At 67.6% G+C, this 14,510-nt stretch carries 16 protein-coding genes; 10 read left to right on the top strand and 6 right to left on the bottom strand.

All coding sequences use genetic code 11. The features are described 5' to 3' along the window. Positions 1 to 124 precede the first annotated feature (124 nt). Together KBY65_RS14080 and KBY65_RS12300 are read left to right on the top strand one after the other, a co-directional pair. Positions 125 to 310 (top strand): helix-turn-helix domain-containing protein, encoded by a 186-nt coding sequence (locus KBY65_RS14080; RefSeq protein WP_409996645.1) that lies wholly within the window; start codon positions 125 to 127, stop codon positions 308 to 310. 423 nt (positions 311 to 733) lie between these two features. Further along, positions 734 to 949, top strand: coding sequence for a hypothetical protein (locus tag KBY65_RS12300; RefSeq protein ID WP_255001778.1), 216 nt, complete (start codon positions 734 to 736; stop codon positions 947 to 949). Between the two features lie 971 nt (positions 950 to 1,920). Here KBY65_RS12300 and argJ read toward each other — a convergent pair. Next, positions 1,921 to 3,162, bottom strand: a complete 1,242-nt coding sequence (gene argJ, locus KBY65_RS12290) for a bifunctional glutamate N-acetyltransferase/amino-acid acetyltransferase ArgJ (protein ID WP_409996644.1) — start codon at positions 3,160 to 3,162, stop codon at positions 1,921 to 1,923. A 3-nt stretch (positions 3,163 to 3,165) separates the two neighbouring features. Between argJ and coaE the strand changes: the two genes are divergently transcribed. Then, positions 3,166 to 3,735: a dephospho-CoA kinase gene (coaE, locus tag KBY65_RS12285; RefSeq protein WP_255001775.1), complete on the top strand. Its 570-nt coding sequence runs from the start codon at positions 3,166 to 3,168 to the stop codon at positions 3,733 to 3,735. Here coaE and gatB read toward each other — a convergent pair. After that, positions 3,725 to 5,233, bottom strand: coding sequence for an Asp-tRNA(Asn)/Glu-tRNA(Gln) amidotransferase subunit GatB (gatB, locus tag KBY65_RS12280; RefSeq protein ID WP_255001774.1), 1,509 nt, complete (start codon positions 5,231 to 5,233; stop codon positions 3,725 to 3,727). The two genes, coaE and gatB, sit on opposite strands and share 11 nt — an antisense overlap. 135 nt (positions 5,234 to 5,368) lie before the next feature. Between gatB and KBY65_RS12275 the strand changes: the two genes are divergently transcribed. From KBY65_RS12275 to KBY65_RS12265, 3 genes are read left to right on the top strand one after another with little or no spacing between them, the layout of a single operon-like run. Then, positions 5,369 to 5,623, top strand: a complete 255-nt coding sequence (locus tag KBY65_RS12275; RefSeq protein ID WP_094561241.1) for a type II toxin-antitoxin system Phd/YefM family antitoxin — start codon at positions 5,369 to 5,371, stop codon at positions 5,621 to 5,623. After that, positions 5,620 to 6,033, top strand: a complete 414-nt coding sequence (locus tag KBY65_RS12270) for a type II toxin-antitoxin system VapC family toxin (protein ID WP_094561242.1) — start codon at positions 5,620 to 5,622, stop codon at positions 6,031 to 6,033. Before KBY65_RS12275 ends, KBY65_RS12270 begins: the two co-directional genes overlap by 4 nt. Then, complete coding sequence (locus KBY65_RS12265) at positions 6,030 to 7,139, top strand: FAD-dependent oxidoreductase (RefSeq protein WP_255001773.1); 1,110 nt, start codon at positions 6,030 to 6,032, stop codon at positions 7,137 to 7,139. Before KBY65_RS12270 ends, KBY65_RS12265 begins: the two co-directional genes overlap by 4 nt. Positions 7,140 to 7,152: 13 nt before the next feature. On the opposite strand, the gene ndk is transcribed toward KBY65_RS12265, so the two are convergent. Continuing rightward, positions 7,153 to 7,611 (bottom strand): nucleoside-diphosphate kinase, encoded by a 459-nt coding sequence (ndk, locus tag KBY65_RS12260; RefSeq protein WP_254988753.1) that lies wholly within the window; start codon positions 7,609 to 7,611, stop codon positions 7,153 to 7,155. 100 nt (positions 7,612 to 7,711) lie between these two features. On the opposite strand from ndk, the gene KBY65_RS12255 reads away from it, so the two are divergent. Genes KBY65_RS12255 through speA form a run of 3 tightly spaced genes read left to right on the top strand, consistent with a single transcriptional unit; the run spans position 7,712 to position 10,331 of the window. Next, positions 7,712 to 7,969, top strand: coding sequence for a type II toxin-antitoxin system Phd/YefM family antitoxin (locus tag KBY65_RS12255; RefSeq protein WP_094561245.1), 258 nt, complete (start codon positions 7,712 to 7,714; stop codon positions 7,967 to 7,969). Further along, positions 7,966 to 8,373 (top strand): type II toxin-antitoxin system VapC family toxin, encoded by a 408-nt coding sequence (locus KBY65_RS12250; protein WP_094561246.1) that lies wholly within the window; start codon positions 7,966 to 7,968, stop codon positions 8,371 to 8,373. The genes KBY65_RS12255 and KBY65_RS12250 overlap by 4 nt, the downstream gene beginning before the upstream one ends. Next, entirely contained in the window at positions 8,367 to 10,331 is a 1,965-nt protein-coding gene (gene speA, locus KBY65_RS12245; protein ID WP_254988754.1) for a biosynthetic arginine decarboxylase, read from the top strand. The genes KBY65_RS12250 and speA overlap by 7 nt, the downstream gene beginning before the upstream one ends. Here speA and KBY65_RS12240 read toward each other — a convergent pair. The 3 genes from KBY65_RS12240 to alaS all read right to left on the bottom strand — a co-directional run bounded on the left by KBY65_RS12240 (position 10,328) and on the right by alaS (position 14,002). Next, positions 10,328 to 10,993: an SIMPL domain-containing protein gene (locus KBY65_RS12240; RefSeq protein WP_409996643.1), complete on the bottom strand. Its 666-nt coding sequence runs from the start codon at positions 10,991 to 10,993 to the stop codon at positions 10,328 to 10,330. The genes speA and KBY65_RS12240 overlap by 4 nt on opposite strands. 46 nt (positions 10,994 to 11,039) lie before the next feature. Then, complete coding sequence (locus KBY65_RS12235; RefSeq protein WP_094561248.1) at positions 11,040 to 11,228, bottom strand: hypothetical protein; 189 nt, start codon at positions 11,226 to 11,228, stop codon at positions 11,040 to 11,042. 89 nt (positions 11,229 to 11,317) lie between these two features. After that, positions 11,318 to 14,002 (bottom strand): alanine--tRNA ligase, encoded by a 2,685-nt coding sequence (gene alaS / locus KBY65_RS12230; RefSeq protein ID WP_255001767.1) that lies wholly within the window; start codon positions 14,000 to 14,002, stop codon positions 11,318 to 11,320. Between the two features lie 62 nt (positions 14,003 to 14,064). On the opposite strand from alaS, the gene KBY65_RS12225 reads away from it, so the two are divergent. Beyond that, a complete protein-coding gene (locus KBY65_RS12225; protein ID WP_255001765.1) occupies positions 14,065 to 14,508 on the top strand; it encodes a hypothetical protein in 444 nt (147 codons plus the stop codon). Positions 14,509 to 14,510 lie beyond the last annotated feature (2 nt).

Raw genomic sequence — 14,510 nt, 5'->3', positions numbered from 1 at the left:
GCTGCGCTACGGCGGCTACCGCTCAGTTCACGCGGGCCAGCAGGAACTGAGCCACGACATCAGGGGAATGCTCGCACTGGGAGGCGTGGTCATGAGCACGACATGAAATTACTTTTAGGCGGCCCTGGGGCAGAAGGCGATCACCATGAACTCGTTGGCGGTTCAGTCGGGCGTGGCAGCAACCACCATTACAAGATTGGCGAGGACTGATGACAAGGCGGCATCAGCGCTGTCGCTGGACCTGGCGGGGAGGATCGTGACGGTGTTGGACTGTGGGATTGAGGATTTATTGGAGGTTGTTGAAGCGTGATCCTCATTTCTTGGGATTGTGTTGCCTCTGTCTTCGCTCTGCTTCTATGTGCCCGATAGTCTCCTGAAGATTTTGCAAGAATGCCATCTCAAGAATGATCCAGAGGACGAAGATCCCTACCCTAAAAGCGGCATTGTCAATTGTGGTTGTGATCCACATTAGAAAGAAGAAAGAACCTATTCTGAAGATTCCAAATGCGTTACTCATTGCTGTTGACTTAGAACATCAGCAACAACTGCCTGAATCTTGTTGCCCAGGTCCTCGTCGTCTGCTTCGGTTGCGCCGATGGTCGCTGAGTCAGTCACTGGGTCTGGTCGCTTCCGCCCATTCTCGCCTGCTGGACTGGGTTTTGCCCGTTATACGGTGTGTGCATAGTTTCAGCGGATGCCTGTGGGAACACTGTGAGCAGTCGCTCCAGATCCGATGACCACCCTGACCACCGCTGCTCTTGCTACGGAGGTTCTTGAAGGCACCCTGCTGACGCTGGAGCAGATGACCACACGCATTACGGTGCTTGCCCTCAACGCTTCTAGGAACCCAGAGCAGTCAGTGAGGGTGCGGATGCTGCTGGAAGACCTGCTGGCGGATATTCAGGCGTGTGAGGATGACTTGGGGACTTATGCCCCTCTGGACGCCTGACACCGCTTGGTCTGCTGGTGCTGCCTGAACGTCCACTGGTTGCCCTTTACGACCATTCCGCAATGCTCACAGGTGCTTGTGGGGACTTCTTTGATCCAGTTGGCGGGTCGTTCTCCCACCAGTTCCCTGCGTGAGGGGTCAATACCCCTGCCTCGTTGGTAGCGACTGAGTGCAGGCGCAGTGGTGATGAACCCAGTCTCCAGGCAGCGGAACAGCAGATACTGCCCTCTGGGGTTTTTGAGTTTTGTTGGCACCTACACCTCTACTTCTTGCTGCCTTCCAGGTCGGTGTCAGATCCGTTCTGATGACCGTTCAAGTGCTTCTCGCAGGCGCTAGCACTCGTGCCCATAAGCAGCGTCACAGCGGTCAGGGCGAGTAGCAACAGGCGCTTCATCTGGTCTTGTTAGGTCTTTTGACAGTGTATTGGCGTTTCCTGCTGTTGGCGACTGCCTTGGCGATAAGGGACTCAATGGACTCCTTGACCCCACCACCCGACCGCGGCTAGTACAGGTGTATCTGCCCGCCAGTGATGCCCACTGTCCGCCCTGTGCCACCTGCCGCTCCCGCTGAAGAGTGGGATTTCCTTGAGTGGAATGTCCTCAAACCCTCCCGCACGGGGTCAGTCTGCATCACCTGCCAGCACTTCCGTTACGAGGTCGGCAAGCATTGCGTCACCCTTCTTACCTGTCCGATTCATCAGGGTCTGATCCCCCAGGGCGAGCACCTGACAAAAAGGTGCTCTCAGTGGGTTGCTCGGCAGGAGGTGGCGGTTGGGTGGTGTCCTGAGGGTGGGTGAGGTGCCTTGCTTACGGAAAGAATCCGCTTCTGCCAATGGATTTGAGAAAAAAGGATCAACTTGAACGTATCGAGTTTCAGTTGAGCACTGGGAATTACGTCTGTCTCCTCCGTAAGCGTTCCGTAAGCGTCACCCAGTCACCCCTCAGAACCCCTCCAGCGCAACGGGTTTACCTCTACGTCGTGTAATCGGCGTTAATGCGGACATATTGATCCGAGAGGTCGCAACCCCAGGCCACGCCTGAGCCGGGGCCGACGCCCACCACCAGGCGAATCAGCACCGTGTCGTTGCGGAGGTAGCCGCTGGCGGCGACGCGATCAAAGGCCAGGGGCTGGCCGGCGGCCATCAGCTGGTGCTCGCCCAGCCAGAGGGCGACGGCGTTTGGATCAAAGGGCACACCGGCGCGGCCGGCGGCGGCCACGATCCGGCCCCAGTTGGGGTCGCGGCCGTGTACGGCGCACTTCACCAGCGACGAACCGCAGACGGTGCGGGCGATGGCGCGGGCGCCGGCGTCATCGGCCGTGCCCTCCACCTGCATCTCGATCAAACAGGTGGCGCCCTCGCCGTCACGGGCGATCGCCTTGGCCAGGTGTTGCGACACCGCCGTCAGGCCGGCCTCCAGCGCCTCGAAGTGCTCGGGGCTTAAGCGCTCGCCGGCTGCAAAGGCCAGGAACGTGTCGTTGGTGCTGGTGTCGCCGTCCACCGTGATCGCATTGAACGAGCGTTCCACCGCCCGCTGCACCATCGCCTGCCACACATCCGCCGGCACGCCGGCATCACAGGTGAGGGTGCCGAGCATCGTGGCCATGTTGGGGTGGATCATTCCCGACCCCTTGGCCATGCCGCCGATGCGCACGCTGCGGCCGCCGAGATCGGCCTCCAGGGCGATCTGCTTGTCCACCAGATCGGTGGTGAGGATCGCCGTGGCCGCCGCCCCGCCACCCTCCGGGCTGAGGGCCGCCACCAGCGGATCCAGGCCCGCCAGCAGGGTGGGCATCGGGATCGGCACGCCGATCACGCCGGTGGAGCAGATCAGCACGGCCCCGGCGGCCAGCCCCAGGCGCTCGGCCACCGAGGCGGTGGCGGTGAGGCTGTCAGCCAGGCCGTGCTCTCCGGTGCAGGCATTGGCCTGGCCGGAATTGGTGAGCACGGCGCGGGCGTGGCCGCCGCTGATCGCCAGGCGCTCGGCGCAGAGGTCCACGCAGGCCGCCCGCACCAGGGAGGTGGTGAAGGTGCCGGCGCATACGGCGCCCTCGGGGGCCAGCAGCAGGGAGAGGTCGGGCTTGCCGGAGGCCTTCAGCCCCGCCGTGATCCCCGCCGCGAGGAAGCCTCTGGGGGCCGTGATGCCGCCGGGAATGGGGTGCCAGGGGTGGGTCAAGGCGCTGCGGCCACTGGCTGCATCCTGAACCACACTGATGCGATGGCCTCCACCCCCCAGCGCCGCATCGGCCTCACCGGCGGCATCGCCAGTGGCAAAAGCAGCGTTGGCCAGCTGTTGGCGGCGAGGGGGCTGCCGGTGCTGGATGCCGATGTCTATGCCCGCGAGGCGCTGGCACCCGGGAGCCCGGGGGCGCAGGCGGTGCTGGCGCGCTACGGCACACTCAACCGCGCCGCACTGGGGCGGATCGTGTTTGCCGATGGGGCCGAACGGCAGTGGCTGGAGCAGCTGGTGCATCCGCTGGTGCGCGCACGCTTTGCGGCCGAGCTGGAGGGCCTCGCTGCGGCACCGGTGGTGGTGCTGATGATTCCGCTGCTGTTTGAGGCGGGCCTCGAAGCGCTCTGCAGCGAGGTGTGGCTGGTGGACTGCGAGGAGGCCCAGCAGCTGGCACGGCTGATGGCGCGCGATCAGCTCAGCGAAGCTGACGCCCGCGCGCGGATCGCCGCCCAATGGCCCCTGATGCGTAAACGGGGGCTGGCGGATGTGGTGCTCAACAACCGCGTTGGGCCGCAGCAGCTGGAGCAGGAGGTGGAGCGGGCGCTCAACCCTTGAGCTTCTGGCTGAGGATTTGGTTGGCGAGCTTGGGATCGGCCTTGCCGCCGGTTTGCTTCATCAGCTGGCCCACGAAGAAGCCCTGCAGCTTGGTTTTGCCGCCGCGGAAGGCCTCCACCTCCTCGGGGTGGGCCGCCAGCAGCGCCTCCACGATCGCCGTGATCGCCGCCGGGTCGCTGATCATGCCCAGCCCCCGCTGCTCCACGATCGCCTTGGCAGAACCGCCCCGCTCCAGCAGCTCCGGCAGGATCTCCTTGGCGATCTTGCCGCTGATCACACCGCCCTCGATCAGCTGCACCATCTCCGCCAGCTGATCGGGCCGGAGGGGCAACTCCGCGATCGGGAGCTTGTTGGCGTTCACATATGCAGCAATGTCGCCGGTAACCCAATTGGAAACGGCTTTGGCTTCGGCCCCGGCCGCCACGGCCGCCTCGAAGTACTCCGCCATCGGGCGTTCATCGGTGAGCACCCGGGCGTCGTAGATCGACAGCCCCAGCTGATCGGCGTAGCGGTGGCGCTTGGCGGCCGGCAGCTCCGGCAGCTCGGCGCGCCAGGCCTCGCGCTGCGCGGGGCTCACCTCGATCGGGCCCAGATCCGGGTCGGGGAAATAGCGGTAGTCGCTGGCACCCTCCTTGAAACGCATGCTCTTGGTGAGCTGCTTGCCCTCATCCCAGAGGCGGGTTTCCTGCACGACCGGCTCGCCGGCCTCATAGGCCTTGATCTGGCGCTGAATCTCGAAATCGATCGCCTTCTGGATGGCGGAAAACGAGTTCATGTTCTTGATCTCCACCTTCGTGCCGAAGGGGGCATCAGGGCCACGCCGCACAGAGATGTTCACATCGCAGCGCAGGGAGCCCTCCTGCATGTTGCCGTCGCTCACACCCAGGTAGCGCATGATCCGGCGGATCTCCGAGGCGTATTCCGCGGCTTCGCGGCCGGTGCGCAGATCCGGCTTGCTGACGATCTCAGCCAGGGCCACACCAGCGCGGTTGTAGTCCACCAGCGAATGGGTGGAGCCAGCCAGGCGATCGCTGCCGGCGTGCACCAACTTGCCGGCGTCCTCCTCCATGTGCAGGCGCTCAATGCCGATGCGCTTGAGATAGGTGTCCTTGCCTTTTTCGGCCACCTCCACTTCGATCCAGCCGTCTTCGGCGATCGGCTCGTCGTATTGGGAGATCTGGTAGTTCTTGGGCAGGTCGGGATAGAAATATTGCTTGCGGTCGAATTTGCTGTGTTCAGCGATGTGGAGGTTGAGGGCCAGGCCCGCCTTCACCGCATACTCAAGCACCTTCTGATTCAGCACCGGCAAGGTGCCTGGCAGGCCGCACACCACCGGATCGATGTGGGTGTTGGGGTCGTCGCCGAAGCACGTGGAGGCGCCGCTGAAGATCTTGCTGGCGGTGCCCAGCTGCACGTGGGTCTCCAGGCCGATCACGGCTTCCCAAGGAGCCTGCTGGGATGTGGCTCGTGATGCTGGGGCTGCTGCCGCGCCTGCCATGGCCTGTATCAATGCCTCAGCCGATCCTATGGGGAGCCCCTGGACGCCGGCTTGACGGGGCGAGGGGGCTCCGGGGCGGATCGTGATTGACGCTGGTTAGCTAAGCTAAAACTAAGTCCAGAAGTTTCTGCGGCCATGGCCTACCCGCCATTCCCCCCTGAGCCAACACCAAGCAACCGGCCCCAGCTGGTGAATGTGCATGAGGCCAAAACCCAGCTCTCGCGCCTTCTGCTCCAGGTGGAGCAGGGCGAGGAGATCTGGATCGCCAGAGCAGGCAAGCCGGTCGCCCGCCTCAGCGCCTGGGTACCAAGCCCCAGCGCCGCCCACGCACCAGGCGCCATGCGCCACGCCATTGCCATCGCCGCCAACTTCGACGCACCGCTGCAATGAAACGCCTGCTGCTCGACACCCAGGTGCTGCTCTGGTGGCTGGCGGACGACCCGCGCCTACCGGCCTGGGCCATCGCCGCCGTGCAGGCGCCGGGGGCCGAGGTGTTCGTGAGCCAGGTGAGCCTCTGGGAACTGGCCCTCAAGCAACGCCAAGGCCGGGTGCAGCTCGACCTGGCACGCCTGGAGCAGGAGGTGACCCGTCAGCACTTCCACTGGCTGCCCCTGCTCAATGAGCACCTGCTGGCCTTGGCCGAGCTGGATAGCAGCGCCGCCCCCAGCGACCTCTTCGACCAGCTGCTGCTCGTGCAAAGCCGCCAGGAACCACTGCTACTCATCACCGCTGACGCTGCCCTGCGCTCCTGCGGGGCCACGGTGCTGGGGCTGGAGCCAGCGGCGCCTGCCCAGCCATGACTGCAGCCAAGGGGGCAACCATCACGGTGCTGGGGGGCGGCCTGATGGGCCTGGCCCTGGCCCACCAGCTGGCCCGCCGCGGCGAGGCGGTGCTGGTGCTGAGCCGCCGCCGCAATGAAGCTGCGGGCTTCGTGGCAGCGGGGATGCTGGCGCCCCACGCCGAAGGGCTCAGCGGCAACCTGCTGGCCCTGGGCCAGGCGAGCCTGGCGCGCATTCCCGCCTGGGTGGCGCAGATCGAAGCCGACAGCGGCTTGCGCTGCGGCCTGCGGCCCTGCGGCATCGTGGTGCCCTTCCCCAGCGCCGCGGAACGCGACGCCTACCCCACCGCCGCCTGGGGTGAAGCCCTGGATCGCCGCGGCCTGGAGCGGGAGGTGCCTGGCATCGGCCCAAGCTGGCAAGCCGGGCTGCTGTTTGCCCAGGACGGCCAGATCGACAACCGCCGCCAGCTGATGCGGGCCCTGGAGCGGGCCTGCGTGGAGCGGGGGGTGCGCTTCCAGGAGGGCACCCAGGTGCTGGGCCTCGAGCGCGACGGGGCCGGCGCCCTGGCGGCGGTGCACCTACGCAATGCCGAGGGCGACGCCCAGCAGCTGCCGGCCCAGCGGGCGGTGCTCGCCTGCGGCGCCTGGAGCGCCAAGCTGTTGCCCGAGCTGCCGGTTGTGCCGGTGAAGGGCCAGATGCTGTCGCTGCAGGGGCCGCGCCAGGCCCTGGGCCGGGTGATTTTTGGCCCAGGCACCTATCTGGTGCCGCGGGAGGACGGACTGCTGGTGGTGGGGGCGACCAGTGAGGCCGAGGCGGGGTTCAGCGAGGGGCTGACGCCTGCGGGCCAGCGCCAGCTGCAGGACGGCATCGCCGACCTGCTGCCCGAAGCAAGTGCCTGGCCGCCGATGGAGCGCTGGTGGGGCTTCCGCCCCTGCACCCCCGACGAGGGGCCGCTGCTGGGGAGAAGTCCGATTGCGGGGCTATGGCTGGCCACCGGCCACCACCGCAACGGCGTGCTGCTGGCCGCCATCACCGCCGAGCTGGTGGCAGCGGCCATCAAGGGCGAAGTGTCGGCTGAAGCACACCGCCAACTGGACGCCTTCAGCTGGCGGCGCTTCTCGCCTTAGCGGCCTGGGCGCCTCAGCCCTCGACGCGCCAGGTCTGATCGGCGGGGGTCCAGTCGCTCAGCTCGGAGGGCTGGAACCAGAGGCCGATCTCAAAGGCGGCGGTTTCGGGGGCGTCGGAGCCGTGGATCACGTTGCGGCCGATGTTCACGGCCAGATCGCCGCGGATGGTGCCGGGCTCAGCCTCGAGCGGCTTGGTGGCACCGATCAGTTTGCGGGCGCTGGCGATCACGCCGTCGCCCTCCCACACCATCGCCACCACCGGGCCGGAGGTGATGAACTCCACCAGGCCGGCGAAGAAGGGGCGCTCGCGGTGCACGCCGTAGTGGCTCTCGGCCAGCTCACGGCTGGGGGTGAGCTGCTTGAGGCCCACCAGCTTGAAGCCCTTGCGCTCGAAGCGCCCCAGGATTTCGCCCACCAGGCCGCGCTGAACGCCGTCGGGCTTGATGGCAATGAAGGAGCGTTCGGTGGCCACAGGGTGCAAAAGCAAAGGTGGCGTCATCGTGTGCGGCAGGCCTGCCGCTTGGCAAGCACCCACGCTTCTGACTAGGGTCAGATGACTATGGGCTGAATGGATGCCGGGAGCCACCCCGCCCCGCTGGATCTCCAAATCCCAGTTCAAGGCCCATGCGCTGGCGCTGTTCCGCGACATCGAGACCAGTGGTCAACCGCTGGTGGTGACCGATCACGGCCGGCCGGCACTGGAGGTTCGCCCCTATCGCCCCGCCCCCAACCAAGCGTCCGACCCCCTGCAGCTCCTGCAGGGGGCAGTGCTGCACTACGACGACCCCTTCGCGCCCGTCGCCGAAGGCGATTGGGATGCGCTGGCGTGATCCTGCTCGACACCCATGCCCTGATCTGGTGGGTGAATGGCGATCTGGATCGCCTCTCCCCCGCCGCCAAAGCGGCCATCGACGACGCCGGCACTAACCCGCTGGAGCCGGGCCTGCTGGTGTCGGCCATCAGCTGCTGGGAGGTGGCCATGCTGGTGAGTCGCGGGCGGCTTGCCCTCAGCATCAGTTGCGAGCGCTGGCTTGAGCTGCTGGGCTCGATCCCTGCACTCAGGCTGCTCCCCCTGGAGCCCCGGGTGGCCGTGGCCGCCACCAACCTTCCCGAACCCTTTCATCCCGATCCCGCCGACCGGTTCCTGGTGGCCCAGGCCCGCGAGCTGGCGATCCCCCTGGTGAGTGCAGACTCCAAAATCAGGACCTACCCCCACGTGCAGACCCTCTGGTGACCCTGACGAACAGCGACACCTGGACTGCTGCCGACAGCGCCGCCCTCTACGGGTTGGATCGCTGGGGTGATCCCTACTTCTCGGCGAGCGATCGCGGCCACGTGATGGTGCAGCCCCGCGGCGACCGCGGCGGCTCCCTCGATCTGGTGGAGCTGGTGCAGGAATTGCAGGGCCGCGACCTGTCGCTGCCGCTGCTGATCCGCTTCGACGACATCCTCGAAGACCGGCTGGAGCGGATCCACGGCGCCTTCGAACGCGCCATCGCTCAATACGGCTACGGCGGCCGCTACCAGGGCGTGTTTCCGGTGAAGTGCAACCAGCAGCGCCACGTGGTGGAGGAACTGGTGGCCTGCGGCAAGCGCTGGCATTTCGGCCTCGAGGCCGGCAGCAAGGCGGAGCTGCTGATTGCCCTCTCGCTGATTGACGACCCCGAGGCGCTGCTGATCTGCAACGGCTACAAGGACCAGCGCTACATCGAGACGGCGATCCTGGCGCGGCGGCTGGGCCGCCAGCCGGTGGTGGTGATCGAGCAGGCCGACGAGGTGGAGCGGATCATCGCCGCCAGCCAGGAGCTGGGCGCCGCTCCCCTGATCGGCATCCGCGCCAAGCTCTCAGCCCGCAGCACCGGCCGCTGGGGCAGCTCGGTGGGCGAAAGGGCCAAATTCGGGCTGTCGGTGCCCAACCTGCTCGCCACGGTGCAGGCGCTGCGGGCCGCCAACCTGCTCGGCGAGCTGCGGCTGCTGCACTTCCACGTGGGCAGCCAGATCAACGACATCGCCGTGCTCAAGGACGCCCTGCAGGAAGCCGGCCAGATCTACGGCGAGCTCACCCGGCTGGGGGCGCCGATGGGCTATCTGGATGTGGGCGGCGGCCTGGGCATCGACTACGACGGCAGCCGCACCGCCAGCGCTGCCTCCACCAACTACTCCCTGCAGAACTACGCCAACGACGTGGTGGCGACGGTAAAGGAGTGCTGCGCGCCCCACGGCATTCCCGTGCCCACCCTGGTGAGCGAAAGCGGCCGCGCCATCGCCAGCCATTTCTCGGTGCTGGTGTTTGACGTGCTCGGCGCCGGCAGCCTGCCTGGCGCCGTGCCGCCGCGACAGAACGACGAAGCGCTGATCCTGCGCAACCTGCGCGACACCTACGCCGCGATCACGGCAACTGAGGTCGCGGTGGAAGCCAGCGTTGAGGCGCTGCAGGAGGCCTGGAACGACGCCCTCAAGTTCAAGGACGACGCCCTGGCCGCCTTCCGCCTCGGCTACCTGGGCCTGCCGGAGCGGGGCCTGGCCGAGCAGCTCACCTGGGCCTGCTGCCAAGCCATCGCCGAGCGGCTGGCCCTGCTGCCGGCCGAAGCCGTGATCCCCGAGGAGCTGCGCGCCCTGCCGGCGGCCCTGGCCTCCACCTACTACGCCAACCTCTCGGTGTTCCGCTCGGCCCCCGACACCTGGGCCATCGACCAGCTGTTTCCGGTGCTGCCGATCCACCGGCTCGACGAACGGCCGCAGAGCCTGGGCAGCTTCGCCGACCTCACCTGCGATTCCGACGGCAAGATCGCCCGCTTCATTGATCCGGCCGGGCGCTCCGGGCGGGGCCAGGTGAAACCGCTGCTCGAGCTGCACAGCCTGCGCGCCGGCGAGCCCTACTGGATCGGGATGTTCCTCGGCGGGGCTTACCAGGAGGTGATGGGCAACCTGCACAACCTGTTCGGCAGCACCAACGCCGTGCACCTCCGGCTCAAGGCCAGCGGTGGCTACCAGCTCGACCACGTGGTGCGGGGCGACACCAACGCCGAGGTGCTGGAGGCGATGGAGCACAACCCGGAGCTGCTGCTGGAGCGGCTGCGGGTGGCCAGCGAAGAGGCGATCGGCCGCGGCCAGCTGCGCATCAGCGACGCCCGCCGCCTGATGGCCCACCTGGAGGCCAGCCTGCGCCAGACCACCTACCTGCAGAGCTAACGGGCGCAGAAGCGGGCCTGGAGGCTGAGGCGGTCCGTTTGTCCGGGGAGCTCGGCCGGATCAAAGGGGGGAACCGACCCACCCGCCAGCGCCATCGCCCGCAGCGGCACCGGTCGTGCCCCGCCATCGAGCTGCACCTCCAAGGGCTGAACCACCCGCAACCCCATGGCAGCCGCCACATCCTGGGCCTGCTGGAGCGCGTCCTGATAGGCGTCCCGCAACAACTGGCGGCGGGCGGAGCGGTCGCCGGCCCCATCGGCCTCAGGAGCCACGGGGGACAGACGCACGCCGGGCAAACCCCCCACCTGCCGCACCAGCGGCTGCAGCAGGGCAGGGGCCAGCTGGCCCGACACCTGGAGGCTGGCCTGAACCAGCTCAGGCAGACCCCGGCTTGCCGGCCGTTTCCAGGTGGACGGCGAGGTGACCTGCAGGTTGCTCACCTGCAGAGCCTGGAGACGGCGGCGAACCTCAGCCAAACGCCGTTGCAGGCTGGCGAGGGCCGCATCGCTGCTGGGCTCCTCCGCTTCCAGCGCCAAGGAGAAGCGCAGCCGCTGGGTGGGGCGCTTCAACTCGGCACTGCCGCGGGCTTCCACCACAGCGCCGCCACAGGAGAGCTGGATCTGGGCCTGGGCCCATCCCGGCAGGGGAACCAAGGCCAACACAGCGGGCAGCCACCAGACCACACTCCGGCCCATCGGTCCTCTGCGCCTACAAACAACAGCTTGGCTGGCGCATCAACTGATCAGCCACATCATGCGGCGTTTGGGTGGGATCCACCCAGGCACTGCAGCGGTTGGAGTCGCCGTCGCACCAGCCCTCCAGCTGCAGCCGGCTGCCCAGAAGCACCAGCTGGAAGGTCCAGTCGCGGCGGGCATGAATCACAAAGGTGCTGGCCATGGCGCAGCTCCTCACAGCACGAACTGACCCCACAGTTCCCACGCTGTGCCGCCACGCCAGCCGGCGGGAGCAGTTCCCCAGCTGGCCGCTCAGCTCAGCTTCGCCTCCAGCTCTGCGCGCGCCTGCGCCAGCGCCCCATCCAGGGCTGCGCCATCGCGCCCACCAGCCTGGGCCAGGTTGGGCCGGCCGCCGCCGCCGCCGCCGCAGGCTTTCGCCACCCCACCGATGAAGGCGCCGGCCTTCGGGCCGGCGGCGATCACCGCCTTGCCGAAGGCCGCCACCAGGATCACCTTGGCCAGATCCCCGGGCTCGGGCAGGCCGCCCAGCACCACCGCCGCGCCGTCGCCCAGCTGATCGGCCAGGCCCTGGGCCGCCCCCTGCAGGCCGGCGCCATCGACGCCATCGAGGCGGGCCACCAGCACGCTGAAGGGTTGGCCATCGGCGCCGCTGCCGACCGCCTCCGCCTGGGCCGCCAGCGCTGCCGCCTTGGCCGCCGCCAGCTCGCTGCGGGCCGCCGCCAGGGCTTTTTGCGTGGCCTTGAGCTCATCGGCCAGCTGGCCCACCCGCTCCACGATCTCGCCGGGCTGGGCCTTGAAGCGCTCGGCCAAGGGCTTCACCACCGCCTCGCGCTCCTTCAGGTAGGCCAGCACCGCCGGGCCCGCCACCGCCTCAATGCGGCGGATGCCGGCGGCCACGCCGCTCTCGGCCACGATCTTGAACAGGCCGATCTCGGCGGTGTTGGCCACGTGGGTGCCGCCGCAGAGCTCCATCGACACGCCGGGCACGTCCACCACCCGCACCACATCGGCGTACTTCTCACCGAACATCGCCACGGCGCCGGCGGCCTTGGCCTGCTCGATCGCCATCTCCGCCACCTGCAGGGTGTGGGCCTCGCTGATCCAGCCGTTGATCAGGGCCTCGATCTGCTCGAGCTCTGCGGGGTTCACGGCGCGGGGGCAGTGGAAGTCGAAGCGCAGGCGGTCGAAATCCACCAGCGAGCCGGCCTGGCCGATGCCGGGATCCACCACCTGCTTGAGCGCCGCCTGCAGCAGGTGGGTGGCCGTGTGGTTGGCCTGGGCGCGGCGACGGCAGGCCCGATCCACCTGGGCATTGAGCAGATCGCCCACCGCCAGGCTGCCGCGCTCCACCCGGCCGCTGTGCACAAACACCGAGCGGTTGCGCGAGACCGCTTCGATGCTCACGATCACGCCGTCGCCGCCGGTGCCGGTGCCGCTCAGCACGCCGCGATCGCCCACCTGGCCGCCGCCCTCGCCATAGAAGGGGGTGGAATCGAGCACCAGCTGCACGCTGTCGCCGGCCACCGCGCGCTCCGCCGGTTCGCCGTTCACCACCAGGGCCAGCACGCAGCTGGGGTGCTCCAGGGCCTCGTAGCCCTTGAAGGCGGTGGCCTCGGCGGCGGCGGCCACCTGATCAATCGCCTCCTGCAGGGTGAGGTCGATGCTCACCGCCGCGGCCTTAGCTCGCTGGCGTTGGGCCTCCATCGCCGCCTCAAAGCCCGCCAGATCCACCGTGAGGCCGTGCTCCTCAGCGATCTCCTCGGTGAGCTCCAGCGGGAAGCCGTAGGTGTCGTAGAGCTCGAAGGCCTGGGCGCCGGAGATCTGGCGGGGCTTCGCCGCCAGCACATCCGCCAGCAGCTTCTCGCCCCGCTCCAGGGTTTCCAGGAAGCGGGCCTCCTCGCGCGCCAGCTCCGCCAGGATCACCTCGCGGCGCTCCACGAGCTGGGGGTAGGCGTCCTGCATCAAGGCGATCGAGGCTTCGCCCATCGCCGTCAGAAACGGCTTGTCGATGCCGAGGAGCCGTCCGTGGCGCACGACGCGGCGCAACAGCCGGCGCAGGATGTAACCGCGGCCGAGATTGCTGGCCGTCACGCCGTCGCAGATCAGCTGGGTGATGGCACGGCTGTGGTCGCCGATCACTTTGAGAGAGGTTTGGCCCTTGTCGCCCTGGGCGCAGTAGTCGATCCCCGCCAACCCCGCCGCCGTCTCAATCAGCGGATAGATTAGATCGGTTTCATAATTGTTCGGCACCGCCTGCAGGATCTGGGCCATGCGCTCGAGGCCCATGCCGGTGTCGATGTTGCGATTGGCCAGCGGCGTGAGGGTGCCCTCCGCGTCGCGGTTGTACTGCATGAACACCAGGTTGTAGAACTCGATGAAACGGCTGTCGTCCTCCAGATCGATGCCGTCGTTGCCGAGCTCGGGCTTGAAGTCGTAGTAGATCTCCGAGCAGGGGCCGCAGGGGCCGGTGGGGCCTGAGGCCCAGAAGTTGTCGGCCTCATCCATGCGGATGATCCGCTTGGGGTTCACGCCCACCCCATCGCGCCAGATCGCCTCGGCCTCGTCGTCTTCGCGGAAGACGCTCACCACCAAATTTCGAGGCGAGAGCCCGAACACCCCGGTGCTCAGCTCCCAGGCCCACTGGATCGCCTGCTCCTTGAAGTAGTCGCCGAAGGAGAAGTTGCCGAGCATCTCGAAAAACGTGTGATGCCGCGCGGTGCGGCCCACGTTTTCGATGTCGTTGGTGCGGATGCACTTCTGAGAACTGGTGGCCCGCGGCGCCGGCCGCGCCTGCTGCCCGAGGAACACCGGCTTGAAGGGCAGCATGCCGGCGATGGTGAGCAGCACCGTGGGGTCGTCAGGAATCAGTGAGGCGCTGGCCATCGGCTTGTGACCCCGCTGCTCGTAAAAGTCGAGAAAGGCCGCACGGATCTCTGCGCCGCTCTTGGGCAGTCCGGTGCGGGGATTGGCGGCCATGGCGGAGCAAAACAACCCTGAGCAGGGCATGATCGCCCAGCACTGGTCCGCGCCCGATCCCCGTGTCTGTGGCCGAAAGCGAGCCCCGCGCCCAGCTGCGGCTGCAATCGATCGGCTGGGCCCTGGCCGCAGCAGCCGTGGCCGGCCTGCTTGAGCTGCTGGCCACCGGGCTCGGTCCTGAGCTGAGCACCGCCCTCGATCCCGCCTTGCGCTCGGCCGGGTGCGGCTTTTTCTATGGCCTGCTGGCTTTTCACCTGCAGCGGGTCGACCCCGATGACAGCCATCTGCAGGCCGGATTGGTGGGCGCCGTGTGTGGCATTCGCAGCCTCGGCAGCCCCCTGGAGCTCGTCGCAACCCTGCCCACTGGGCTGATGGGCCTGCCAACTGTGATGATGGAGTTGATTCGCGGGTGGCTGCCCCTCTGGCTGCCGCTGATCGGCAGCGCCCTGGTGCTGCATTCAGCGCAGCGCCTGGCCCCACGCCTCCTGCCCGCCCGACGGCCTTGAGG

Source organism: Cyanobium sp. Alchichica 3B3-8F6 (assembly GCF_024346435.1).
In the GTDB taxonomy this organism is placed as follows: domain Bacteria; phylum Cyanobacteriota; class Cyanobacteriia; order PCC-6307; family Cyanobiaceae; genus Cyanobium_A.
The sequence above is the reverse complement of the archived record's forward strand: the minus strand, read 5'-3'. Positions and strand labels throughout refer to the sequence as shown.

What these genes read in the sequence shown, in the direction of transcription:
- KBY65_RS12300 (WP_255001778.1), top strand. Translation starts at nt 734, where the DNA reads ATGACCACCCTGACCACCGCTGCTCTTGCTACGGAGGTTCTTGAAGGC.
- coaE (WP_255001775.1), top strand. Translation starts at nt 3,166, where the DNA reads ATGGCCTCCACCCCCCAGCGCCGCATCGGCCTCACCGGCGGCATCGCC.
- gatB (WP_255001774.1), bottom strand. Translation starts at nt 5,233, where the DNA reads ATGGCAGGCGCGGCAGCAGCCCCAGCATCACGAGCCACATCCCAGCAG.
- KBY65_RS12275 (WP_094561241.1), top strand. Translation starts at nt 5,369, where the DNA reads ATGGCCTACCCGCCATTCCCCCCTGAGCCAACACCAAGCAACCGGCCC.
- KBY65_RS12270 (WP_094561242.1), top strand. Translation starts at nt 5,620, where the DNA reads ATGAAACGCCTGCTGCTCGACACCCAGGTGCTGCTCTGGTGGCTGGCG.
- KBY65_RS12265 (WP_255001773.1), top strand. Translation starts at nt 6,030, where the DNA reads ATGACTGCAGCCAAGGGGGCAACCATCACGGTGCTGGGGGGCGGCCTG.
- KBY65_RS12255 (WP_094561245.1), top strand. Translation starts at nt 7,712, where the DNA reads ATGCCGGGAGCCACCCCGCCCCGCTGGATCTCCAAATCCCAGTTCAAG.
- KBY65_RS12235 (WP_094561248.1), bottom strand. Translation starts at nt 11,228, where the DNA reads ATGGCCAGCACCTTTGTGATTCATGCCCGCCGCGACTGGACCTTCCAG.
- alaS (WP_255001767.1), bottom strand. Translation starts at nt 14,002, where the DNA reads ATGGCCGCCAATCCCCGCACCGGACTGCCCAAGAGCGGCGCAGAGATC.